The sequence below is a fragment of the Paenibacillus rhizosphaerae genome, assembly GCF_014192015.1.
In the GTDB taxonomy this organism is placed as follows: domain Bacteria; phylum Bacillota; class Bacilli; order Paenibacillales; family Paenibacillaceae; genus Paenibacillus_AQ; species Paenibacillus_AQ rhizosphaerae.
In genome coordinates this window covers 771,410-793,816 of sequence record NZ_JACHXJ010000001.1, presented here as the reverse complement: position 1 = coordinate 793,816, position 22,407 = coordinate 771,410, and the positions used below count along the sequence as shown (strand labels likewise).

Sequence of the window (22,407 nt, the reverse complement as noted above, 5' to 3'; positions counted from 1 at the left end):
GCGCTCTCTCCCTTCATGGCCAAATCTCGAATACCGTTTTTGGCGCTTCACATCAAATCCGGTTACACTTTGCTCGGATCCTGTGTTTGATGCGGTTCATTCTCATCCCGGTCCGCTTGCTGATTGCCCATCGCACCTTCCCGGAACCGGACCGGGTTATTTCTGCTGATCAGCTTAGGTCTCTTCTTCATATCATCCTGAGGCATGCGCAGCATTGAATCTTTCAGATCCGAATAGATTATCGGCGAATACGGAGCCATATAAGGAACATTCAGAGACTTAAGGCTGCACAGATGCAGAACAAGGATCAGCAGCATACAGGCAATCCCGTAGATGCCGAACATCGATGCCACGATCAGCATGACAAAACGGAGCATCCGTGCGGCAATTCCAATGTTATAGGCCGGGGACACGAAACTGGCTATGGCCGTCAGCGATACGACGATGACGACGACCGGGGAGACGATCCCGGCTTGGACCGCAGCCTGCCCCAGAACCAGGCCTCCCACGATCGAAATGGTGTTCCCGACGGACCGGGGCATCCGCACGCCGGCTTCCCGCAAAATTTCAAACACCGTTTCCATGATAAAGGCCTCGACAAAGGCGGGAAAAGGAACCCCCTCCCGCTGCACTGCCAGCTTCAGCAGCCAGGAAGTCGGGATCATCTCCTGATGAAATCCGATGATCGCCACATAAAAAGAAGGAAGAAGTAAGCCGATAAGGAACGAGAAGTATCGCAGAATCCTGATTAAACTCCCCACATCAAACCGGTTATAATAGTCTTCCGCCGCCTGGAAGAACATATTGAAGGTGGAAGGAAGCAGCAGCACAAACGGGGTACCGTCCACCAGGATCGCTATCCGCCCCTCCAGCAGGCTGGCGGCGATTACGTCAGGACGTTCGCTGTGATAGATGGTCGGAAAAATCGTCTTGTTCGTATTTTCGAGAAGCTCCTCAATATATCCCGACTCCAGGATACCGTCGATATCAATGACCGAGAGACGCTTCCGGACCTCATCCACATTTTTTTCGTCCACGATACCGTGAATATACATAATGCCTACATCGGTCTGCGTGACTCTTCCCAGCTGCATTTCTTCCAGCCACAGATGGGGACTCTTAATTTTCCTTCTGAGCAGCGCCGTGTTCGTGCGAAGCGATTCCGTAAAGCCTTCCCGCGGTCCGCGAATGACCGTCTGCGACTCCGGCTCGGTGACGCTCCGCCGTTCCCCGCCTTTGGTGCTGGCGATAACCGCACTGCCAATCCGATCGATAAAAAGCAGCGTATCGCCGGACAGCAGATGCAGGTACAGCTTGCTCCAATCGGAGATCTGGTCAATCTCGCCGGCGGCCAGCGCCTTTTCCTTGAACTGCTGCAAAAATTTCCTGTCTTCTTCTGACGGTATGTCTCTATACCCTCCATGGGAATTTTCTTTGAGCTCGTCCTCGGTCCCGTATCGGGCCCCGCCTTTTTTTCGTCCTTCCTCCGCATCCTGCTCCAATTCCCATGCTTCTGCCAGCTGCTCCTCAGACGAGAACTGCTTGATTTCATTCAAGACGGTTTCGATCGCAAACTCCGAAACCGATGTCGTGTCAACCAGCCCGTCAACATATACAAAAGCGACTTTCCTGCCGAAGTTCCGGGCAAGGATTTCACGGATGACCAGATCTCCGCTTCCTCCCATGTCCTTTTTCAAACGGTCCAGATTGCTTTTTAAATCCGTGGACAGTCTGTCCGAATGCATCTCCGCCGCATCCGTCCCCACGGATTCCTGATACTGCGAGCCGTTTTTTTCGGCCCGGTTTGAAGGCTGCTGTCTCGACGAAGCATTACGGGATTTCTTTTTGCCAACCATCCGGGTCTCCACCTTGTCCATTAATGATGCTTATACTTTCCAAGTCAGGGTAATTTCATCCAAGTCGGTTCCCATGCAAACACAAAAAAACGCAGAGTTTTCACCCTGCGCTGCTTAAAAACGGCAACTACTCTTTTTTCAATTTTTGGAACAATCCCTGCCTGCGGCTCACCAGGCCTTTCTCCAAGGCATAACGCGTCAGTTGAACCCGGTTCTCCAAATGAAGCTTCTGCAATATGTTTTTCAGATGATTTTTGACCGTCTGGTCGGAGATGTTCAACTCGGCGGCGATTTCCTTGTTGGTAAGCCCCGAAGCCACCCAATTCAAAATTTCGCGCTCCCGCGCGGTAAGCGTCTCATGATGTTCCGGACTCTTGGGGGCGAGCGGAAATTCCCTTAAAATTTGCGTGGCGAGTTCCCGGCTGAGCGGCGCTTCATCGCTCATGATCCCCCGTAAATACTCAAGCCATGTCGACGGGGACAAATTTTTGAGCAAATAGCCCTGTGCTCCCTGCTTTAGCGCCTCAAACAAATGCGTCACATCATCCGACACCGTGATCATGACGATTTTGACGTAAGGATACTGCAGCTTGATCTGCCTCGTCGCCTCCAACCCGCCAATGCCCTGCATTTGGATGTCCATCAGGATCAGGTCGGGCATCAATAACTCGGTCATGCTTATGGCTTCCTCACCGCTGTGGGCCATGCCGACCACCTCAAACGCCGGGTCAGCCGACAGGATTTCAGTCACCGCTTCGCGCGCATGACCGGAATCGTCGGCCACCAGCACTCTGAACGTATTCAATGGTTATGGGCCTCCTTTCTGATCTCCACCCGGCTGCCCCGCTGCATCGGCAGAATCAGCATTTTCCAGCCGATTTCTTCGGCGCGCTCCTTCATGATCCGAAGGCCGTACCGGTCCTTCAAATGAAAAGGATCCGTGTGAATCCCCCGCCCGTTGTCTTCGACGAACACCGTCCACCCCCGGCCGTCCAGCGTGCCTTTGATCGATACCTTGGTGGCATGGGCATGCTTGTGAATGTTCAGCAGCGCTTCCCGGATACAGGCCAGAAGCTCCACCTTTTCCTTGGCGCTCAAGGCCGCATCCGGAATGGACCATTCGATCCACGGCTGGATGAACGTTTCCTTGGCCGTATGCTCGATCCTTGAACGCATCGAAGCCTGGTATTCCCGCTCCTCCGGGGATTCCGGATAACGAAGATTGGCGATCGCCTGCCGCACGTACCGGTTTACCTCATGAACCGATTTCCGCAGCTCCTGAAAGTCCGCCGATTCCCGGGCCCCCCGGCTGCGTGACTCCGCCCGGTCCATCTTGACCGACAGCAGAAACAGAGACTGCGCAATGCCGTCATGAAGTTCCCTGGCAAGCAGATCCCGTTCTTCCAGGGCTGCTTTTTCCGCCCGCTCCCGGTTCAGCTCCTCCTGCACCTGTTCCAGCCTCCGGAACAGCATGCTGAGGAGGGTCATGCTGATGAAGAACAGAAACACCGGTGTAAGAAAATTGCCGACCTTCATCGATATATATGGCATCAGAAACGCATGCCTCGCATATTCCCAAATCCCTACGGCCAATGTAGGAATAATCAATATCATCCATTTGATTTGTTTATAGGACATGCCTTGATCCGCACCTTCCCCGGGCATTCCCGGCATATTCAGACTTGTCTCTATTGTATCACGGCCCGCGCTGCGTATGTTAGAACGGTTCGTGTCACATACTACGAAGCGAACTTGTCTTTGTTTGGACGTTTGGATGGAAGCATCGACAACGAAGAACCGGGAGGACCTTATGCGCACAAGGCTTTATGCATCGCTATCCATGCTGCTATTAATGATTTCGGTCACGGCTGCTCCGGCGGCGGGGGCTTCCCCCGTAAATCAAGGAAGAGAGTACTATGAACAGCGGGGAGACGTCATCTGGGAGATTCCGAACCGGGAAAAAATTATAGCCCTGACCTTCGATGACGGGCCGGACCCTGAGGATACGCCGCAGATTCTCGACCTGCTGAAGCAGTATCATGCTAAAGCAACGTTTTTTGTCGTCGGCAAACAGGTTCAGGAGCATCCGGAACTGGCCAAGCGGCAGGTGGCTGAAGGCCATGAGCTGGCCAATCACACCTTTGACCATATGTATTTTAACCGCCGGAGCTCACCGGAGGTCATCGTGCGGGAGCTGCAGGAAACTCAGGAAGCCATATACCAGGTTACCGGTAAAAAAACTTACCTGTTCCGCCCTCCCGGAGGATATTATAACGACCGTATGGTTCAAATTTGCAAAAAGGAAGGCTACCTCGTCGTCATGTGGTCCTGGCATCAGGACACCTGGGACTGGAACCGGCCTGGCGTCTCCAAGATCGTGAACAAGGTGCTGAACAATGCCCACAACGGCGATATCGTGCTGATGCATGACCACGTGGAGGGCAAGTCCCAAACGGTCGACGCGTTAAAACAAATCCTGCCCGAGCTGCAGAAGCGCGGATATCGTTTCGTTACCGTATCGGAACTGGTAGAGTACAATATTCCTTGAGGGGGCGTTTACACGCACCCCTTTTTTGCCGGTTACTCCCCTGGCCACTCGCGTTTGAACTGAGCAAGAAACTGCTCCATAAATAAATGGCGGGACGCAGCTTCGCGCTGGGCCGCCGGCGTATTCATCAAATCTTTCAGCTTCAGCAGTTTCTCGTAAAAATGGTTCACCGTCGTCCCCTGCCGGCTGCGGTACTCCTCCTGGGTCATGCTGGTCCGGGGCGGCTCGGCAGGGTCATACATGAGTCTTCCTCGCGAACCGCCAAAAGCAAACGTGCGGGCAATACCGATCGCTCCGATGGCGTCCAGACGGTCCGCGTCCTGTACGACCCGCCCCTCCAAAGTAGACATGGGCTTGCCGCCTCCGCCGCCATAAGACATCGTCCCGATGATCTCCAGCACATGATCCACGATCGCGGCATCCGCTCCGTGGTCCGCGAGCCAGGCGGAAATGGCCGCCATGCCCTCCTCTTTCGAAGATACGATTTTCTCGTCGGCCAAATCATGAAAGAGGGCCGCCAGCTCGCAGACGGCCGGGTCGGCCCCTTCCTGCTCCGCCAGCCGCTTCGCCCACTCCGCCACCCGGTAAATATGCCACCAGTCGTGGCCGGACGGCTCCGACTTTAAACGATCCTTCACGTATTCCCTTGCTTCCTTTATCATTCGGCCTTTCTCCATATGCTTTCCTCCACAGCTTTATTTTTTATACGAATCGCGGTTGAATCCGAACATATATTCGCCTATAATACAATGCATAGCTCTTTTAATAAATGAGGTGAAATGATGATCAACCGAACCTGCGAACCGTCGGCGAGTTTCCATTCTACCATGAATGACGCCGCTTGGACACAGACCAGCCGCTTGCTGGAGGAATCCCTCCGCCGGCATTTGAAAGTGACTCTGTGCCTTGCCGGTGCCGGACCCGAACAAGAAATCCGGGGCTTCGTCACCGTAATCAATACCTATCTGGAAGAGATCAAGTTTAGAGCTGAGGATGAATGGATGTGGATCAAATTCAGCGAGATCGCTTCTGCACATACATAAAGCCGACTAAAGGAACATTAGGAACCCTTATCGAAAATGTTAAAAGGGAAACCGGCTTCCGTCTATTATCTTATTGGAATGGAACGGTTCCCCGCATACATATGACTGAGCCAACGGGAGGAATTAGCTATGACCGATCCTATGAAATACCCTATCGGACTTTGCAAAACGAAGACAGAACTGAACGGAGATGAGCGGACAGCGTTGATCGGCGAAATCCGCAGCCTGCCTTCCAAGCTCCGTCAAGCCGTCAGCGGATGGACCAAGGAACAGCTGGATACGCCTTATCGACCGGGCGGCTGGACTGTACGTCAAGTCGTACACCATGTCGGGGACAGCCACATGAACAGCCTGATTCGGCTCAAACTTGCTTTAACCGAAGAGAATCCGGTGATAAAACCATATGAGGAGCAACTATGGGCTGAACTTGCGGATTCTGTGCTGCTTGATCCGGAGACTTCCCTGAATCTGCTGGAGGCGCTGCACGTCCGTTTTGTACTTGTTCTGGAAAGCTTGAGCGGTGACCAATGGCTCAGAACTTACATCCATCCCGCGAGCGGAGAAACCAATTTGAACGAGCATCTATGCACTTATGCTTGGCATGGCAACCACCACCTTGCGCATATCACGTCCCTCAAAGAACGAATGGGCTGGTAAGGCGGGATTCAGATTCTCCGGTATGACGCCCCTCCTCAAATGAAATACTAGCCAAAACGGTATGATTGAGGCAGGTGTTCACATGAGCAAGATCTGGTCCATCTACGGCAGAGATGTGAAAAACATAGTCACGAACTGGGCCGCGCTCGTCATTATCGCCGGCCTTGTTGTGCTTCCTTCCCTGTACGCCTGGTTCAACATCAAGGCATCCTGGGATCCCTACGGCAATACCGGCGATATTGCGATTGCCGTCGCGAACAACGACAAAGGGACGACGATAAAGGGACAGTCGATGAATCTCGGCAAGGAGGTCGTCGCCTCGCTGAAGGACAATCATAAGCTGGGCTGGAGGTTCGTCTCCGAGGCGGACGCCATGCGAGGCGTTCGGCACGGGGATTACTATGCCAGCATCATCATCCCGGACAATTTTTCGGCTTCAATCGCCACGGTATTGTCGGACACCCCGACCCACGCCGAAATTTTGTATTATGTGAACGAAAAGATCAACGCGGTGTCACCGAAGATTACTTCTTCCGGAGCCAGCGGTATCATTCAGGAAGTCAGCAAAAATTTCGTCAAAACCGCAAACGGCACGATTTTCAAAATTTTCAACGAGCTCGGCATCGAGCTGCAAAATCAGCTGCCGACCATTGAGAAGGTCCGCTCACTGGTGTTCGAGCTGGAGAAAAATTTCCCGGAAATCAATCAAGCCGTAAACACGGCGGCACAGGACATCCATACGACCAACGAGCTGGTATCCAAAGCTCAAGGGGCGCTGCCCCTGGTGACCGATCTCGCCAAGAACGGCCAGCAATTGGCGGCGGGGCTGGACGATTTTATGGGCAAGGCATCCACGGCCGCCAAGGATATCGCGCCGAACGTAAAGCAGGATCTGCTGCTTTTGCAGCAGACTTCCATGGCTACAGAGGAGTTGACCGCGCTGCTGAAAGATCCGGACGTCGACCCGCAGACCGCGCTCGATGCGCTGGACCGGATATCCTCCCGGTTAACCACCGGCCTGAAAGTTCAACAAGCGCTGATCGACTGGTTCGACCGGCTGAACCAGACTGCAGGCGGCCGCCTGGATTTCGTCAGCTCCAAGCTGAAGCAGGTCCAGGATAAAATGCAGTCGCAGCTGACCCTGGTCAATCAGATCCGCAGCGGGGTGAAGAAAGGCGAGAAGCCGGCAACGGATTTAGTGAATAAGCTGAATACACTTTCCGGGGACGTATCCGGTCTATTAGGAGACATCCTTGGTCGGTACGACAGCGAAATTCAGCCGGCGATCGCAAGCGGGCTGCAGAAGGCGGCCAAGTCTGCCGCTGAAGCGAAGAAGGTCTTGGATTCTGCAGTTCAGAGCCTGCCGGACGTCAAAAAGGTGCTGTCTGACGCTTCCAAGGGACTGGCTATAGGCACCCAAGGCATTTCCGTCATCCAGAAGGAGCTCCCAGGCGTGGAAGCCAAAGTCAAGGAACTGGCGGATCGGATGCGCAAATTCGAATCGGAGGGCAACCTGCAGGAAGTCATCGACCTGCTGAAAAACAACTTCCAGCAGGAAGGACAGTTTTTCGCCGAGCCTGTCGTGCTGAAGGAGAATCAGCTGTTTCCGATTCCGAATTACGGATCCGCCATGTCCCCCTTCTTCTCAACGCTCGCGCTCTGGGTCGGAGCGACGCTGCTCGTATCTCTGGTGACGACGGAAGTACATTCGCCCGCAGCAGGGTCGGATTATAACAGCGTCCAGATTTATTTCGGCCGGTTCCTGACCTTCCTCACGCTGGCGCTGCTGCAATCGTTCCTCGTCACGGCAGGCGATATCTTCCTCTTGGGAACCTACGTGGTGGACAAAGGCTGGTTCATTTTATTCGGATTGGTCAACAGCGCCGTCTTTATGCTGATCGTCTACACGCTCGTTTCCGTGTTCGGCAATGTCGGCAAGGCGCTTGCCATCGTTCTGCTGGTGCTGCAGCTGGCCGGTTCGGGTGGAACCTTTCCGATCCAGACGACGCCGCCTTTCTTCCGGGCGATCCATCCGTTCCTTCCGTTCACCTATGGCATCAGCATGATGCGCGAGGCGGTGGGAGGCATGATCTGGAGTGTCGTCCGCGGTGATTTGCTCATTATGTGCGTGTTTGTCGTGATCACGCTCGCGATCGGTCTTGCGCTGAAAGGGGTCATCAACCAGCTTGCCGCGGGCCTCGTCAAGAAGGCAAAGGAAAGCAAGCTGATCCATTGATCATAGAAACAGACACAAAAGCCTCCCGCCAGCAGTTCAGGCTGCTGACGGGAGGCTTTATGTTTCATGCGTATTTCATTATTGATCCAATGTATAAGGTGCAAGGCCGGTAGGCATCGGCGCAGGAGGGGTGCAGGTGCTTTGCATCTCGTAATGCTTTTTCTCATCCGAGGCATCATGGAACGCCCACATCGCTTCCAGTACATGGTAGGCCAGTTCACCGGAAGCCCGGTGAGGCCGCCCGCTTTGCAGCGCGTACGCCATGTCAGCTGCGGCAATGCCGCGGGTATTCTCCGCGTAGCCGAACAGCAGCGGCTGTTCCTTCCACTCGGATTCGCCGGCAAGCCGGTACTGCACCTTGCCGCCGAAGTTGTTCGGATCAGGTACGCGCAGTGTGCCTTTTGTGCCGTAAACTTCGATGTTCGGCAGATTGCTGCCGCCGAATACGTCAAAGCTGGTGATGATCGTTCCAATCGCACCTTCGGCGAACTGGAGCAGCCCGGCGACGTGGGTGGGGATTTCCACCGGAATTTTTTGACCGTATTTTTTGGAGCTGGTGATCGTTCTTTCCTCCAGCGCCTTGCCGGTCATGCCCGTGATCGTCTTGATCGGACCGAGCAGCTGCACAAGTGCGGTCAGGTAGTACGGCCCCATGTCGAACATCGGTCCTCCGCCTGCCTGATAATAAAATTCAGGATCGGGATGCCAGGTTTCGTGACCGCCGCCGAGCATAAATGCCGTTGCGGCGACCGGACGGCCGATCAGCCCGTCCTGGATCACTTTGAGGCAGGTCTGAATTCCGGCGCCGTAGAACGTTTCAGGCGCGCAGCCCACACGCAGGCCTTTTTCCTTGGCGAGCTGAAGCACCTTTTGTCCTTCTTCGCGCGTAACGGCCAACGGTTTTTCAACGTATACATGCTTGCCGGCTTCCAGAGCCTGCAGGCAGACCGACGCGTGCGCAGCCGGGATCGTCAGGTTGATCACGATTTGAATTTCAGGATCCGCGAGCAGCTCCTCAGGGGAATACACTTTGGGTATGCCGAATTCCGCTGCTTTTTCTGCGGCACGCTCCTTATCGATGTCTGCGCAAGCTACCAAGTCCAGCACATCGAATTTTTTGCAGTTTTCCATATAAATGCTGCTGATTTTCCCGCAGCCGATAATGCCTACTTTGATCTGCTCCAAGTGTAACCCTCCCCTTAATATTGGCTGTCTGCCATGCCATTATATGCGGCCTCCGGCTTCCAGTCGGAGCCGGCTTCTTTGCCTTCGGCGGCCCATACGAAGCCGCGTCTCATCATTTCCTTCACCTGTGGCATGTCGACGATGTCCGCATGGTGCCCGAGCGAATTGTAGAAGACGCGTCCACCGCCCCAGTACTTCGTCCAAACAACCGGCATGTCGACCGGTTTGTTGGCCGAATGCGGGCCATGAACGACCGGGAAGCGGGTCGTGGCATGAACTTCCACTGCCGGATCCACATGCAGGTAATACTGCTCGCTCGCGACTTCGAAGTCCGCGATTCCCTGCAACAGGGAGCCTTCCTCTTCGTCCGTCACATTAACCATGTACCGAACCCCGTCATTCCCGGGGTGGGCGACCCACTGTCCGCCGGTCATGAACTGCCAGTCGACCTGCGTCCGGAAGGAATCGCACATGCCGCCGTGGCATCCGGCAAGGCCCACGCCGCTCTGTACGGCCTCCGACACATTGCTCACCAGCTCATTCCGGATTTCTCCCATCGTCCAGCAAGGGACGATCAGGTCAAGCCCGAGGAGCTTCTCCTTGTCGGCAAACGCTTCCAGCGTATCCGATACTTCTACTTCAAACTGCTCGGCTTCCAGCACGTTTTTGAAAATCTCAGCCACCTGCTCGGGCTCATGGCCATCCCATCCGCCCCATACGATCAGTGCTTTTTTCATGCGGCACGCTCCTTGTCTACGCTTGATTTGCTCGCTATTCGTGATTTAATACCTTCGCCTGATTGACCTACATTTCCGAAATTTCCACCCAGCGCCGCTCTTCAACGGAACGCTCCACCGCTTCAAGCACAGCCTGGCATTTCACACCATCATGGAAGTTCGGGGAAGGCTGTCTGTCCTCGTGAACCGCTTCCATCAGCTCCAGCATCTCATGCGTAAACGTGTGCTCGAAGCCGATAGTGTGTCCGGCCGGCCACCAAGCCTGCGAATACGCATGAGCGGCGTCGGTCGCAAGCACCCGGCGGAAGCCCTGCACATCTTCCTGGTCGTCGGTAAAGTATACTTCCAGCTCGTTCATCCGCTCAAAATCAAACTTGACGCTGCCTTTGCTGCCGTTGATCTCGAATGAATTCGTGCTGCGGTGTCCCGCCGCAAACCGGGTCGCCTCAAAGCTTCCGAGCGCGCCTCCAGTAAACCGGGCCATAAACAGAGTCGCATCATCGACGGTCACTTTGCCCATCGGTCCGCCCAGGCTGCCTTTGGCGCTGAGTCCGGTCATATTTTCCGCGAGCGGTCTCTCCTTGATAAACGTTTCGCTCATGCCGATGACTTCCTGGATATCCCCGACGAGGTAATGGGCCAAATCGATCAAATGGGCCCCAAGATCGCCGTGAGAGCCCGAACCCGCGATATCTTTCTGCAGACGCCATACTAACGGGAAGGCAGGATCCAGAATCCAGTCCTGCAGAAACCAGGCGCGGAAATGATAGATCTGCCCCAGCCGGCCGCTTTCGATCAGATTTTTCGCCAGCTGGACCGCAGGCGAGAACCGGTAGTTAAAGCCGACCATGTGCTTCACTCCCGCTTCCTCCGCAGCCTTCAGCATTTCACGCGAGTCAGCAAGCGTCAAGGCCAGCGGCTTCTCGCAGAAAATATGCTTCCCTGCCTTGGCCGCAGCCAGCGCGATGTCCTTATGCGCATCGCTCGGCGCGTTGATGTCGATCAGGTCGATGTCATCCCGCGCCACCAGGTTCCGCCAATCCGTCTCCGTTTCGGCCCAGCCGTACTGCCTTGCCGCCTGCTGAACCGCATCGGCATCACGACCGCAAATCGCCGCCATCTGCGGCTGAATCGGCGCCTCCGGGAAAAACATAGGCAGCGCCCGGTACGCATTGCTGTGAGCCTTCCCCATAAATTTATAACCTACCATGCCAATTCGCAGCGCTTTCATTTCCATCCGAATTCCTCCATCTCTTTGGTATATTGGACGTTCCGGCTCATCAGAACCGTAGATTCTGGGACGATGCCCGGATGACCAGCTCCGTCGGAAGCATGATCCGAAAAGGTTGATCTGGAGCCCCTGCTCCCTGCTCCAGCCGCTTCAGCACTTCGGCGGCCGCAATTTCCCCCATTTCGTAAAAAGGAACCTTTACACTGCTCAGCTCAGGCGTCGTTACCTGTGAAGCATCCGAATTATCGTAACCGAACATAGCCGGAAAGCGCTCTTCAGGCAGTCCAAGATCCCGGAGTCCCTGCATCAAACCGATGGCCATTCGGTCGTTTGCGGCAAAGACGGCATCCACCTGATCGATGACTTTCATCAATTCGGAAGCAGCGGTGATGCCGCTGCTGCGGCTGAAGTTTCCGCGGAAGATCAGTTCCTCCTTCAGCACCAGACCCGCTTCGGCGAGCGCTTTCTCGCAGCCTTGAAGACGATCCCGGCTGTTGGAGTAGGTCAGCGGCCCGTTCATAAACGCGATTCGGCGATATCCCCGTTCGATCAGATGGCGGACCGCCATGTAGCTGCCCTGTACATGGTCTGCATCGACCTCGCTGAAGGGCTCACCTTCAAAGTGCTGATTGATCAGGCAGAAAGGCAGTCCTTCCTCTGCGAGACGGCGAAGGGCCAGCAGTTCTTCCGGATCATCCTTCGCCCCCAGGATAATGCATGTATCGATTTTATGCGCATGAAACCAGCGGACATAATCCATGGACTCGTCGGGCGTCTGAAACAGCAGCAGGATGTCATAACCTAGCTCTCGCGCTTTGTTGCCGATTCCGCTTAAAATTTCCGAGAAAAAAAAGCTCGAAAACATATGCACCTTCGGCACATATGGAAGAACGACACCTATGTTGCCGCTGCGGCTGGTTGCAAAATTACGGGCCAGCGCACTGGGAACGTAATTCAGCTTCTTGGCAGCTTCCATGACGCGTTGTCTCGTTTCTTCTTTCATGGGGCCGACTCCGTTTAACACCCGCGACACCGTCGCTTCCGATACCCCGGCTAGTTCGGCCACCTCTTTGCGGGATGCGATGGCAACTCCCCCTTTTCCGATTTATGTACGCGCGTACATTTTCTCACCTAACCATCCTATTGTCAAGGCAGGTTTTTTAAAAAACGCTCCGATTTCGACGGTTTTTCAATAAAAAAAGCGACCGAACCGGGTGCATCCCGATGGGTCGCTTTCTATTTGATCGATTCTATATCATATTTCCGGCCTTGTCAGCCAAACTTTAATTCTGGCAATCACTTCATTAATGTTCAGCGGTTTGCTCAAATAGTCGGACGCTCCGGCCGCCAGGCACTTATCCCGGTCCTCTTTCATCGCCTTGGCGGTCAACGCAATCATCGGCAGCTCGTTCAGCTCCAGCGTCTGCCGGATATTCCGCATCGTCTGGTAACCGTCCATTTCCGGCATCATGATGTCCATCAGAATCAAATCGATATCCGGTTCGGCCTGGAGCAAATCCAGGCACTCGTATCCGTTTTGTGCAGTGAGCACCTGCATATTATATCTCTCCAGGGCATTAGCCAGCGCGTACACGTTTCGAATGTCGTCATCCACTACGAGGATTTTCTTCCCATCGAACAAAGCCGAATCTTCCAGGAACATATCCTCTGCGGCCGGCAGAGCGGCAGCGAGCTCCTCCCCATGAAGCCGACTCCCCACCGGGTGCGCAGCCTGCGTCGAAGCCGTGCTCAACGGGCCGGAAATGGCCGCGGCTGCCTCGGCTTGCATCACAAGCATCGGCGACTCATCGACATACTCGGTCTGGTACGGGAGGTAAAGCGTAAACGTGCTTCCTTTTCCGGGTTCGCTCTCCACCGCCAGCTCGCCTCCCAGCAGTTTGGCGAATTGAAGCGAGATGGACAGTCCGAGCCCTGTGCCGCCATATTTCCTCGCCGTTGCTCCATCCGCCTGTTTAAAGGCGTCGAAGATCACCTGCTGCTGCTCCTCGGTAATACCGATTCCGGTATCGCGAACCGCGAAGGCTAATGTCTCATAAGGCATGGAAAACGACGGGGTCGAAACCGAGTCGAGCTTGTATATGCTTAAACACACTTCCCCGCGTTCGGTAAACTTGAACGCATTGGACAACAAGTTACGCAATATTTGATGGAGTCTTAACTCGTCGCTGAAAAAGACGTCGCCTACATTAGGCGCGATTTCCACTTTGAAATCCAGCGATTTCGCCTCGGCCGTTTTGGCAAAATAACGGTACATCATCTCCGGCAGCTCACTCGCATGGATCGAGCTGATGTCCAGCTGAATCTGTCCCGATTCCACCTTGGATAAATCCAAAATATCGTTGATCAGCCGTAAAAGATCCGATCCGGAGGAATGGATGACAGAAGCGTACTTGACCTCTTCCTCCTGCAGCGTCCCGTTCTTGTTCTCCGATAACATCTGGGACAGAATGAGCATGCTGTTCAGCGGAGTGCGTAACTCGTGCGACATGTTGGCCAAAAACTCGGATTTATAATTGGAACTGAGCTTCGCCTGTTCCGCGTATTTTTCCATCTCGGCCGCGGCTTCCTCTGCCTGAGCCTTCTGATATTCCAGTTTATCGTTCAAGCTTTGGAGCTCATCGGTTTGCATCTGCAGCTCCTCGGACTGAACCTGCAATTCTTCCGTCTGCACCTGCAGCTCCTCAGACTGGGCCTGGAGCTCTTCATTCATCGTCTGGGCTTCCATGTACAAGCGCTGGATTTGCGCACGGTTGATCACGCTGTGCATCGTGACGCCAACCGTATCCAAGAGCTGCCGCAGCATGTCCAATTGGTGCTTGCTGAACGTCACCAGCGCGGCAATTTCGATCACGGCCAGCGTCCTGCCCTCGAATACGACCGGCGCGATAACGATATAGGTCGGAAAGGCGCTCCCTAATCCCGAGGAAATGTGTATGTAGTTGTTCGGTAACCGGTCCAACGCGATCATGCTCTGATCGGCGGCGCACTGACCGACAAGTCCCTGACCCCAGGCAATCACCGATTTGCCTGCCTCATCTTCGTGTTCCCCTGCATAGGAAGCGAGCCGCACCAGTTCCTCCTCCTTGGCTTCGTACAATACGATGTATGGTGCCTGAAAAATGGAAGCGAGCCGATTGACAAACACGCGGCTTAGACTGGCCATGTTGGCTTCGTTCTGCAGCAGTGTCGCGGTGGCGGCAACCTGTTCCTTCATTTCATTCTGCTGCTGCACTTCCTGGAGCAGGTCGTTCGTTGCGCTGCCGAGTTCTGCGATTTCATCCCGGGTGCGGGTATGGATGCGCTTGTTCAAATTGCCGCCTGATGCGATGTCCCGGATCGTGCCCGTAACTTCCTTGATCGTCGTCACGATATTTTTGGAGATCAGAACGGCTGCTGAGATGGATACGGCTGCGAGCGCAATCCAAAGAAGATAGATGATCGTGATCAGTCTGCGGTTATTGTCCTCAAGCGTCTGCACCCGCTCGCTCGTCAGCCCTTTCTCCGTATCCAAAAACGCCGTTAATTTTTCCCGCATGGCGTCCATTTCCGGCTTGCCCGGGTCACTTAGGAAAAATGTCTGCACTTCCGCTTCCTGACCGCTGCGCTTCATCTCAATGGACGGCTTGCCTGCGATCTCAATCCAACGGTCGATATTGGCCTTGATGTCCTCCAGATTTTTCTGCTGCTGGGGGTTGTCCGCCAGCAAACGATACAGCTGGTTGTAATCGCTCTCCCATTTCGAGCTGGCCGCCGTGTACGGCTCCAGATAGCTAGCGTCTCCCGTGATCATATATCCGCGCTGGCCTGTCTCCATGTCCAGCAAGGACTTTTCAATGCTGTGGGCCAAGTCATGGACCTCAATGTCATGCCGGCTGATAAAATCGGTTTCCCGCTGCAGCGAAGCAACCCGGCCCGAAATCACTCCCAGGAACACCACGACGCACACGAGGACAAAAATATATCCAAGAATAATCTTGGACCGAATGCTGAGCCTCATTTTCCCTAACAAAATTGAAACCTCCATCCAACGGGCGTTCTCTTTCTTCTAATTACTATAGAGTGAGCAGTTCATTCAATTAAGTATTTTAGAACTTGTTGGAACGAATTTCAATAACTAGAATTGCTTCGAGGCCGGATGAACCAGTGACAGGCCGCCATCACCGAAGCCCGCTGCTCGTGGTTACCCGGTGGATCCGCCGAAGCGGCTCTTCGTATCTTTGTCCCGAATACAATGGTGTCCATTTTAGTCTATCGACCGTTGCCTTGCTGCGCTTTCATAGATTTCCCGGGAGGCTGCAGATAAAATGAGCCTCCGCGGTTTTAAACGCGAAGGCTCTCTTTCCTATATTTCTTCCGATCGTTATCCCAAAACGACCCTGTCGTCGGACAGCTTATGACCGCTGATTTGTTCGAATTCAGCCAGCAGTTCTTCGACGGTCAGCGTTTTTTTGCGCTGTTCGTTGATGTCCAGAATGATTCTGCCTTTGTCCATCATGATCAAACGGTTGCCAAGCCGGATCGCCTGCTCCATATTGTGCGTGACCATCAGCGTCGTCAGGTTCAGCTCCCGGACAATCCGCTCGGTGAGCCGAGTGATCAGTTCCGCCCTTGCAGGATCCAGGGCGGCGGTATGCTCATCCAGCAGCAAAATTTGCGGCTTGGTGAATGTGGCCATCAACAAGCTGAGTGCCTGCCGCTCTCCTCCGGACAGCAAACCGACCTTCGCCCGCAGACGCCCTTCCAGGCCGATGCCGAGCTTGGACAGCTCCTCCTTGAACATCGCCCGCCGGCCGGATTTGATGCTCAGCCCCAGTCCCCGCCGCTTGCCTCTCGTATAAGCCATCGCCAGATTTTCCTCGATCGTCATGTGGGGAGCGGTCCCCGCCATCGGATCCTGAAAAACACGGCCGATCCAGCGGCTCCGGCGGAATTCCGGCAGCGGGCTGATCACCGCTCCCTCGATCCGCACATCCCCTGCGTCGGGCTTCATGACGCCGGAAATGATGTTCATCAGCGTGGACTTGCCCGCTCCGTTACTTCCGATTACCGTGACGAAGTCGCCGGGATTCAGCTTCAGCGAAATGTCATGCAGCGCAATTTTTTCATCCGGCGTCCCCGGATTAAACAGCTTCGATACTCTGCTCAGCTCCAGCATCAGAAATCACCTCCGACCGTCCGGCTTGTTCTGCTACCCAGCTGGCTGGACAGCTCTTCGGTTCGGCGCTTGGCCAGCTGCTTCTGCCGAAGGGCGCGCCTTGCGGTTGGAAGCACCAGAGCGATAATCACGATGATGGCCGTGATGAGCTTCAGGTCGGACGTATCGAGCCATTCCACCCGGAGCGCGAGGGCCACGACGATCCGGTACACGATCGCCCCGAGAACGACGGAAATGGTCGTATGGATCACATTCGTCGCACCGAATATCGCCTCACCGATAATGACGGAAGCCAGCCCGATGACGATCATGCCGATCCCCATGGATATATCCGCGAAGCCCGACTGCTGGGCTACCAGTGCGCCGGAGAGGGCGACCAAACCGTTGGCCAAGCTGACGCCGAGAACCGTCGTCGTGTCCGTATTGGCGCCGAAACTGCGGATCATCCGGGCATTATCTCCTGTGGCCCGCAGGGCAAGCCCCAAATCGGTCCGCAGGAACAGATTCAGCAGGAGTAAAATCAGGATCACCGCAATCGGCATCGTGATGAAAGCGTTCACTGATGAAAAGACGGTGCTTTCCCCAAGCAGCGACGTGTTGGGTTTGCCCATAATCCGCATGTTGATCGAATACAGCGCAATCATCATGATAATACCGGATAACAGTGCATTGATTTTTCCCTTCGTATGGAGAAGCCCGGTACAAATTCCGGCGAGAAGCCCGCCGCCGAACGCCGCCAGGCTTGCCACCCACGGATTGTAGCCGTGGGTAATCATCACGGCGGCAATTCCGCCGCCGGTGGTGAAGCTACCGTCCACCGTCAGATCCGGAAAATCAAGAATACGATAAGTGATATATACGCCGAGCGCCATCAGCGAGTACAGCAGCCCGAGCTCAAGTGCTCCCAGTAGTGAATCCAGCATGGTGTCAGCCTCCCTTATGACGAAGGGAGTGGACGAAGATTCCGGCCACTCCCCATCGATCGATTACTGAATAATATCGTTTTCTTTGTCCGTTACTTTGTCTTTCATAGCGTCGGTTACTGTGATTCCTTGCGCTTCAGCCGCCTTCAGGTTCAGAATCAGGTCCAGCTTCTCCTGCATCGTCACCTTCATATCGCCCGGCTTCTTGCCGTTCTTCAAAATATCGACCGCCATTTGGCCCACCTGGTAGCCGTGGTCGTAGTATTTAAATCCGACCGTAGCGAAGGCACCCTTCTCGACCGTATCCCGGTCGCTGGAGAAGAATGGGATATGCTTCTCGTTCGCCAGCTGGATAATGGAGTCGACGCCATCAACGACAGTGTTGTCCAGCGTAATGAACAGCGCATCCACCCGTCCCACCAAGGACTCGGCGGCCTGCTTCACTTCCGATGTGTTCGTTACCGCTGCGCGCACCAGCTTGATGTTATGCTTTTTCAGCGTTTCCTCGGCATTCTTGGCCATAACGATCGCGTTAGGCTCGCCTTCGTTAATGACGATGCCGACGTTCTTCACGTTCGGGAAGCTCTCGGCGATGAAGTCCATCAGCCGTTGAACCGCTTCCGGATTCGTGTCCGAGCCCCCGGTTACGTTGCCCCCTGGTTGTTCCAGGTTCGAGACGATCTTCGCATCCAGCGGATCGGTAACGGCCGCGAACAGCACCGGCGTATCTTTCACCTGCTGCACGAGCGCCTGAGCCGAGCCGGTAGAAATGCCGAGTACAAGGTCGTTTTTACCGGAAGCGATCTTCTGGGCGATCGAGAGGTTATTCGCCTGGTCACCCTGCGCATTGTTATAATCGAGCTTCAGGTTATCCCCTTCCGTAATCCCCGCGTCCTTCAGAGCGGCGATGAAGCCCTCGCGCGTGGCGTCCAGGGAAGGATGCTCGACGATTTGCGAAATGGCCACGGTGTAGTTTTTTTTGTCTGTGCTTCCCGCATCGGTCCCTCCACCGGACCCGGCTTCACTGGACTTGCTGCCCGAGCTGCCGCAGCCGGCCGCCGTGGTTACGAGGAGTGCGGACATCACGACGGATAATAGCAAATTTCTCTTTTTCATGTTCATAACCCCTTCCGATTCTCTTCTTTAACGCTGTCATATACGAAAGCATTAAAGTAAATAAGTGCGAAAAATACCGTAGCAGGCGGAGCACACGGGTGCATGAACTGCCTGCCCGAATATTTTTCATAGAATTAAATAACCACTGGATTATTCATTATCATAAAGGGCACTGCCAATATACGTCAATCAATATGTTGCAAAAAAGTACAGGTTTTTCCGGGCTTTTGCGGCCTTACGCTTCCAGCTCCCGGACAAGATCCTGCAGCTTCATCTCCGACATGCTGGATATCATCATATCATAGCCTTCAAAAGGGAAGGTTTGGGTCATCGAGTTAGGCACGATCACCGTATGTACACCTGCTCCCTTGGCTGCGATAAAGCCGTTAAGGGAATCTTCGAAGGATACCGCCTGATCCGGGGCTACCTCCAGCTTCTGCAGTGCCAGCAAATACAGTTCGGGATCCGGTTTGACCTTGGACACCAGGTCCGCAGTACAAATGACGTCGAAGTAAGACTCCAGCTTGAATTTGTTGAAATAGGGCTCAATCCAGTTGTAGTAAGAGCTCGATGCCAGCGCGATCTTCAGCCCGAGCCGCTTGGCCTCCGCCAAATAATCCTCAACCCCCGGTCTGACTTCAACATCCTTGAGCAGCTCCCGGTAGATGACATTGACCTGTTCCTTGACAAGGGCCGGATCCACTACCCTGCCCAGGCATTCGGATAAATACGTATACGGATTAAATACGTCGAAATTGGTCCCGACGCACTTCGCGTACGTCTCCAGCGGGAGCTCCGTGCCATGCTCCCGGTAAATCTCGCAGAAAGCGTGATAGGCCGGTGTTTCGGTATCGACAATGAGACCGTCAAAATCAAAAATCAATGCTTGAATCAAGCCGTTCACCCCTTCTTTATCTTGTCGATGGGCTGTAAAGCCGCATTAATAAATTCGCCTTGCGGCAGGGCTAATCCTCCCTGATATCACCACATCATCAAACAGGCCGCGATTTATGAACCGCAGCCTGGGCAAAATATAATTGCTGTCATCCGGATCTTAAATTCTGCTGATCTCCACTTGGCCAAGCAGCCGGCGGAAGCTGTCCGGATCGACACTTCCGGCCATGGCCGACAAGGCGTTCGCCGTCCCCGCGGCAGCAGCCATAGCGATGCCCTCCTCGGCGGGGAGCTGCTTCAGCAGCGACACGGCCATGCCCGCCACAAAGGAATCGCCGCAGCCCACTGTGTTGACCACCTGAATCGGAGGGGTTACGGCACGATAACGTCCCTGCGATGTGACGGTCAGCGATCCGGCACCCCCGAGCGACACGCAGACACGCTCCATCCGGTATTCGCGGAGCAAGTCTTCCATCGCCCGGAGCAGCTCCTGTTCATCCCGAATGCCTGTACCAAGCAGAGCAGCAACCTCTTCTTCGTTGGGCTTGATCATGTCCGGATTCGCCTGCAGTCCGCAGCGGAGCGCGTCACCGCTGGCGTCGAGAATCACGTACGCCCCCTCCTTCTTGGCCGCGCTGACAAGACGTATGTAATAATCCGCCGGTGCCCCGGCAGGCAGGCTGCCGCTGATACAGACGACTTTCGATGTGCGTGCCAGGGCGGCCATCGTCTGCTCCATCTCGTCCAGCGCCCGGTTATCTACCACCGGACCGGGCTCCAGAAGCTCCGTCGACGATCCGGTCTCTTCATCAATGATGTTGAGGCAAAGCCTCGACTCCCCCTCCACGGCGACAAATTGATGCGCAATGCTCATTTCATCCAGCTGCTTTTTGATGATTTCCCCGTTCATGCCGCCGACGATGCCCGAAGCGGTCACCATCGCCCCGAGCTGCGCGGCGACCTTGGCCACATTGATTCCTTTCCCCCCGGGGGCTGCCAAATATTGCCTGATCCGGGATACCTTCCCGTGAGGAAATGCCGGCAAGTAGTATGTTTTGTCAATGGCTGCGTTCATGGTTACGGTCGTTATCATAAGATCCCATCCCATCTATGGCTTGATTTCGCAAGGCAGCTCCGATGCCTGTAGCTCCGCCGTTTGGAGCCATCTGCCTTATTGTCGCAATGTTTCGGAAAAGCTTTGTTCCAGCTTGTGGTTGACGAATGCCGGCTTCCGGACGAGCCCGAAACCAAGAGCACGATTTCTGTGCAGCACGACCTTGCCGATTTAATCGCGGATAAACCATGGCTGCAATCCTCATAGACCTGCAAAACATGGGAATTCTATGTATACCGGCCACTCATCGCTGCACGTGAACGGTCAGATTTATACTCAGGAGGCTATAGAGCTATGAAGTGGATGTCCGCCGTATTCGTCAAATCCATCGCCATGTCCCTCGTGCTGTCTCTCTCGCTGATCATTGCCGAGCCGGACCCTTCAGTTGATCCCCCCTACGCCAAGTGGGGCCTGATCGCCGTGAAGGAAGCGCAGAAAAAATACAATTCGGAAATTACGGATTACCTGCATGTCGGCCGCATCAACCTGTCGCCGACGGAAGCGGAGGAAACGTTCAAGCTGCTGTTGAGCCGGCAGGGCATGCCAGCAGCCGTGCTGGCTACCGTCCGGTTTAACACCGTGACTGAACGACTGATATCCATTAAGTTCAGAGACACACAGCCTTAAAATACGATCCTTAACAGGCAGGCTCGTTCAGATCGTCAGCTGCTCCAAATGCTTGACGCAGTTGAAAAGCCCGCATTCCCAGCTTTCCTCGATCTTTCGGATGATAGTAATGGATGTGTTGTGCAGATGCTCGGACGTATCCGTGTGCGGAATCAAAACGGGCAGCAGCGTGCCGATCAGCGCGCCATGGCTCACCACGAGAACGCGGTCTTCAGGATGGCTGGCGCAAATGTCCATGACCGCCTCCATTCCTCTGGCAATCATCGAGTCGTCGGTCTCGATCCCGAGATCCAGCGCCGCCCAATCATAACCCCAGCGGAGCACCCGGTCTTCCTCGACCGTTCCTTCGATCAGACCGCAGTGGATTTCCCGCAGCCGCGGATCGACCCGGACGCCGAGCCCCAGCGCGGCCGCAATCGTCTCGGCGGTTTCCCGAGCCCGCGACAAATCGCTGGCATAGACGGCGTCCCACCGCTCATTCTTCAGCCGCGCAGCCAAAGCTCTCGCCTGAGCCCGCCCGGTTTCGTTCAAAGGGATATCCGTCTGGCCTTGAGCCCTGCGCTCAATGTTCCAATCCGTGATGCCGTGTCTTACAAATCCGATCGTCGTCATTTGCCAACATCCTCCTTGTCGTAAAACTTCATATGGCCCTTCGTCTCCCGATAATAGGCGAGCCGAGCCGCAAGCGTGCCGGTATGAAGCTCAAACCGGTGCCCGTCCGGGTCCAGGAAATATACCGAGAGCTTGTCCCGCTCATCCCGCCTCCTTCCCTCAAGCACATGAACTCCGTAAGTCTGCAGGCGGGTCAGCCAGGCTTCGAAATCCTGATCTTTCACGGTAAAGGCGATATGAGTATACGTCGATGGTATATCCTCCCGCTCCGTATCTTCCTGATTCAGTGCAATCCAGAGTCCGGCAAGGTCAAAGTAAGCCAGCTTCCGGCCCTGCACAAGCAGCTGCGCGCCCAGCACGTCCCTGTAAAACGCGATGGACCGATCCAGATCCGAAACGGAAAAGCAGAAATGATTCACACCCTGTATATCCATGGTACCTCCTTCATTCTA

21 protein-coding genes are annotated in these 22,407 nt (G+C 54.8%); 5 read left to right on the top strand and 16 right to left on the bottom strand.

Annotated elements, in window-relative coordinates; all coding sequences use genetic code 11:
- Positions 1-62: 62 nt before the first annotated feature.
- The 3 genes from FHS19_RS03540 to FHS19_RS03530 all read right to left on the bottom strand — a co-directional run bounded on the left by FHS19_RS03540 (position 63) and on the right by FHS19_RS03530 (position 3,494).
- A complete protein-coding gene (locus FHS19_RS03540; protein WP_246426407.1) occupies positions 63-1,856 on the bottom strand; it encodes a spore germination protein in 1,794 nt (597 codons plus the stop codon).
- Positions 1,857-1,983: 127 nt separating this feature from the next.
- Positions 1,984-2,661: a response regulator gene (locus FHS19_RS03535; protein WP_183578646.1), complete on the bottom strand. Its 678-nt coding sequence runs from the start codon at positions 2,659-2,661 to the stop codon at positions 1,984-1,986.
- The gene (locus tag FHS19_RS03530; protein WP_183578643.1) at positions 2,658-3,494 is read right to left on the bottom strand and encodes a sensor histidine kinase; all 837 of its coding nucleotides are present in this window, start codon (positions 3,492-3,494) and stop codon (positions 2,658-2,660) included. Before FHS19_RS03530 ends, FHS19_RS03535 begins: the two co-directional genes overlap by 4 nt.
- Before the next feature lie 172 nt (positions 3,495-3,666).
- On the opposite strand from FHS19_RS03530, the gene FHS19_RS03525 reads away from it, so the two are divergent.
- Positions 3,667-4,404, top strand: a complete 738-nt coding sequence (locus FHS19_RS03525) for a polysaccharide deacetylase family protein (protein WP_183578640.1) — start codon at positions 3,667-3,669, stop codon at positions 4,402-4,404.
- Between the two features lie 32 nt (positions 4,405-4,436).
- Here FHS19_RS03525 and FHS19_RS03520 read toward each other — a convergent pair whose 3' ends face one another.
- Positions 4,437-5,081 (bottom strand): HD domain-containing protein, encoded by a 645-nt coding sequence (locus FHS19_RS03520; RefSeq protein WP_183578637.1) that lies wholly within the window; start codon positions 5,079-5,081, stop codon positions 4,437-4,439.
- Between the two features lie 102 nt (positions 5,082-5,183).
- Here FHS19_RS03520 and FHS19_RS03515 point away from each other — a divergent pair, with 102 nt between their 5' ends.
- The 3 genes from FHS19_RS03515 to FHS19_RS03505 all read left to right on the top strand — a co-directional run bounded on the left by FHS19_RS03515 (position 5,184) and on the right by FHS19_RS03505 (position 8,340).
- Positions 5,184-5,447: a YolD-like family protein gene (locus tag FHS19_RS03515; protein ID WP_183578634.1), complete on the top strand. Its 264-nt coding sequence runs from the start codon at positions 5,184-5,186 to the stop codon at positions 5,445-5,447.
- 129 nt (positions 5,448-5,576) lie between these two features.
- On the top strand, positions 5,577-6,104 hold the full coding sequence (locus FHS19_RS03510) for a YfiT family bacillithiol transferase (protein WP_183578631.1): 528 nt from the start codon (positions 5,577-5,579) through the stop codon (positions 6,102-6,104).
- An 82-nt stretch (positions 6,105-6,186) separates the two neighbouring features.
- A complete protein-coding gene (locus tag FHS19_RS03505) occupies positions 6,187-8,340 on the top strand; it encodes a YhgE/Pip domain-containing protein (RefSeq protein WP_183578628.1) in 2,154 nt (717 codons plus the stop codon).
- Positions 8,341-8,418: 78 nt separating this feature from the next.
- Here the strand turns inward: FHS19_RS03505 and FHS19_RS03500 are convergent, their stop codons facing one another.
- The 10 genes from FHS19_RS03500 to pfkB all read right to left on the bottom strand — a co-directional run bounded on the left by FHS19_RS03500 (position 8,419) and on the right by pfkB (position 20,695).
- On the bottom strand, positions 8,419-9,525 hold the full coding sequence (locus FHS19_RS03500) for a Gfo/Idh/MocA family protein (protein WP_183578625.1): 1,107 nt from the start codon (positions 9,523-9,525) through the stop codon (positions 8,419-8,421).
- 14 nt (positions 9,526-9,539) lie between these two features.
- The gene (locus FHS19_RS03495; RefSeq protein WP_183578622.1) at positions 9,540-10,262 is read right to left on the bottom strand and encodes a ThuA domain-containing protein; all 723 of its coding nucleotides are present in this window, start codon (positions 10,260-10,262) and stop codon (positions 9,540-9,542) included.
- 67 nt (positions 10,263-10,329) lie between these two features.
- Positions 10,330-11,493, bottom strand: a complete 1,164-nt coding sequence (locus FHS19_RS03490) for a Gfo/Idh/MocA family protein (protein WP_183581394.1) — start codon at positions 11,491-11,493, stop codon at positions 10,330-10,332.
- 49 nt (positions 11,494-11,542) lie between these two features.
- The gene (locus FHS19_RS03485; protein ID WP_183581392.1) at positions 11,543-12,577 is read right to left on the bottom strand and encodes a LacI family DNA-binding transcriptional regulator; all 1,035 of its coding nucleotides are present in this window, start codon (positions 12,575-12,577) and stop codon (positions 11,543-11,545) included.
- Positions 12,578-12,748: 171 nt separating this feature from the next.
- The gene (locus FHS19_RS03480; protein ID WP_183578619.1) at positions 12,749-15,523 is read right to left on the bottom strand and encodes a CHASE3 domain-containing protein; all 2,775 of its coding nucleotides are present in this window, start codon (positions 15,521-15,523) and stop codon (positions 12,749-12,751) included.
- Between the two features lie 351 nt (positions 15,524-15,874).
- Positions 15,875-16,669, bottom strand: coding sequence for an ABC transporter ATP-binding protein (locus tag FHS19_RS03475; protein WP_183578616.1), 795 nt, complete (start codon positions 16,667-16,669; stop codon positions 15,875-15,877).
- Positions 16,669-17,592 carry an ABC transporter permease gene (locus FHS19_RS03470; RefSeq protein ID WP_183578613.1) on the bottom strand — a complete coding sequence of 308 codons (924 nt, stop codon included), beginning with the start codon at positions 17,590-17,592 and terminating at the stop codon, positions 16,669-16,671. The genes FHS19_RS03475 and FHS19_RS03470 overlap by 1 nt, the downstream gene beginning before the upstream one ends.
- A 63-nt stretch (positions 17,593-17,655) precedes the next feature.
- Positions 17,656-18,708: an ABC transporter substrate-binding protein gene (locus FHS19_RS03465; protein ID WP_183578610.1), complete on the bottom strand. Its 1,053-nt coding sequence runs from the start codon at positions 18,706-18,708 to the stop codon at positions 17,656-17,658.
- Between the two features lie 235 nt (positions 18,709-18,943).
- A complete protein-coding gene (locus tag FHS19_RS03460) occupies positions 18,944-19,603 on the bottom strand; it encodes an HAD family hydrolase (RefSeq protein WP_183578607.1) in 660 nt (219 codons plus the stop codon).
- A 159-nt stretch (positions 19,604-19,762) separates the two neighbouring features.
- Positions 19,763-20,695, bottom strand: coding sequence for a 1-phosphofructokinase (gene pfkB, locus FHS19_RS03455; protein WP_183578604.1), 933 nt, complete (start codon positions 20,693-20,695; stop codon positions 19,763-19,765).
- Positions 20,696-21,010: 315 nt separating this feature from the next.
- Here pfkB and FHS19_RS03450 point away from each other — a divergent pair, with 315 nt between their 5' ends.
- Positions 21,011-21,343 (top strand): DUF3889 domain-containing protein, encoded by a 333-nt coding sequence (locus FHS19_RS03450; protein ID WP_183578601.1) that lies wholly within the window; start codon positions 21,011-21,013, stop codon positions 21,341-21,343.
- Positions 21,344-21,370: 27 nt separating this feature from the next.
- Here the strand turns inward: FHS19_RS03450 and FHS19_RS03445 are convergent, their stop codons facing one another.
- Entirely contained in the window at positions 21,371-21,955 is a 585-nt protein-coding gene (locus FHS19_RS03445) for a histidine phosphatase family protein (RefSeq protein WP_183578598.1), read from the bottom strand.
- Complete coding sequence (fosB, locus tag FHS19_RS03440; protein WP_183578595.1) at positions 21,952-22,389, bottom strand: metallothiol transferase FosB; 438 nt, start codon at positions 22,387-22,389, stop codon at positions 21,952-21,954. Before fosB ends, FHS19_RS03445 begins: the two co-directional genes overlap by 4 nt.
- Positions 22,390-22,407: the final 18 nt, after the last annotated feature.

Excerpts from the sequence above, each read along its gene's own strand:
- FHS19_RS03465 (WP_183578610.1), bottom strand. The coding sequence starts at position 18,708 with ATGAAAAAGAGAAATTTGCTATTATCCGTCGTGATGTCCGCACTCCTC.
- FHS19_RS03505 (WP_183578628.1), top strand. The coding sequence starts at position 6,187 with ATGAGCAAGATCTGGTCCATCTACGGCAGAGATGTGAAAAACATAGTC.
- FHS19_RS03470 (WP_183578613.1), bottom strand. The coding sequence starts at position 17,592 with ATGCTGGATTCACTACTGGGAGCACTTGAGCTCGGGCTGCTGTACTCG.
- FHS19_RS03540 (WP_246426407.1), bottom strand. The coding sequence starts at position 1,856 with ATGGTTGGCAAAAAGAAATCCCGTAATGCTTCGTCGAGACAGCAGCCT.
- fosB (WP_183578595.1), bottom strand. The coding sequence starts at position 22,389 with ATGGATATACAGGGTGTGAATCATTTCTGCTTTTCCGTTTCGGATCTG.
- FHS19_RS03490 (WP_183581394.1), bottom strand. The coding sequence starts at position 11,493 with ATGAAAGCGCTGCGAATTGGCATGGTAGGTTATAAATTTATGGGGAAG.
- FHS19_RS03520 (WP_183578637.1), bottom strand. The coding sequence starts at position 5,081 with ATGGAGAAAGGCCGAATGATAAAGGAAGCAAGGGAATACGTGAAGGAT.
- FHS19_RS03445 (WP_183578598.1), bottom strand. The coding sequence starts at position 21,955 with ATGACGACGATCGGATTTGTAAGACACGGCATCACGGATTGGAACATT.
- FHS19_RS03515 (WP_183578634.1), top strand. The coding sequence starts at position 5,184 with ATGATGATCAACCGAACCTGCGAACCGTCGGCGAGTTTCCATTCTACC.
- FHS19_RS03450 (WP_183578601.1), top strand. The coding sequence starts at position 21,011 with ATGAAGTGGATGTCCGCCGTATTCGTCAAATCCATCGCCATGTCCCTC.
- FHS19_RS03510 (WP_183578631.1), top strand. The coding sequence starts at position 5,577 with ATGACCGATCCTATGAAATACCCTATCGGACTTTGCAAAACGAAGACA.
- FHS19_RS03530 (WP_183578643.1), bottom strand. The coding sequence starts at position 3,494 with ATGTCCTATAAACAAATCAAATGGATGATATTGATTATTCCTACATTG.
- FHS19_RS03475 (WP_183578616.1), bottom strand. The coding sequence starts at position 16,669 with ATGCTGGAGCTGAGCAGAGTATCGAAGCTGTTTAATCCGGGGACGCCG.
- FHS19_RS03495 (WP_183578622.1), bottom strand. The coding sequence starts at position 10,262 with ATGAAAAAAGCACTGATCGTATGGGGCGGATGGGATGGCCATGAGCCC.
- FHS19_RS03525 (WP_183578640.1), top strand. The coding sequence starts at position 3,667 with ATGCGCACAAGGCTTTATGCATCGCTATCCATGCTGCTATTAATGATT.
- pfkB (WP_183578604.1), bottom strand. The coding sequence starts at position 20,695 with ATGATAACGACCGTAACCATGAACGCAGCCATTGACAAAACATACTAC.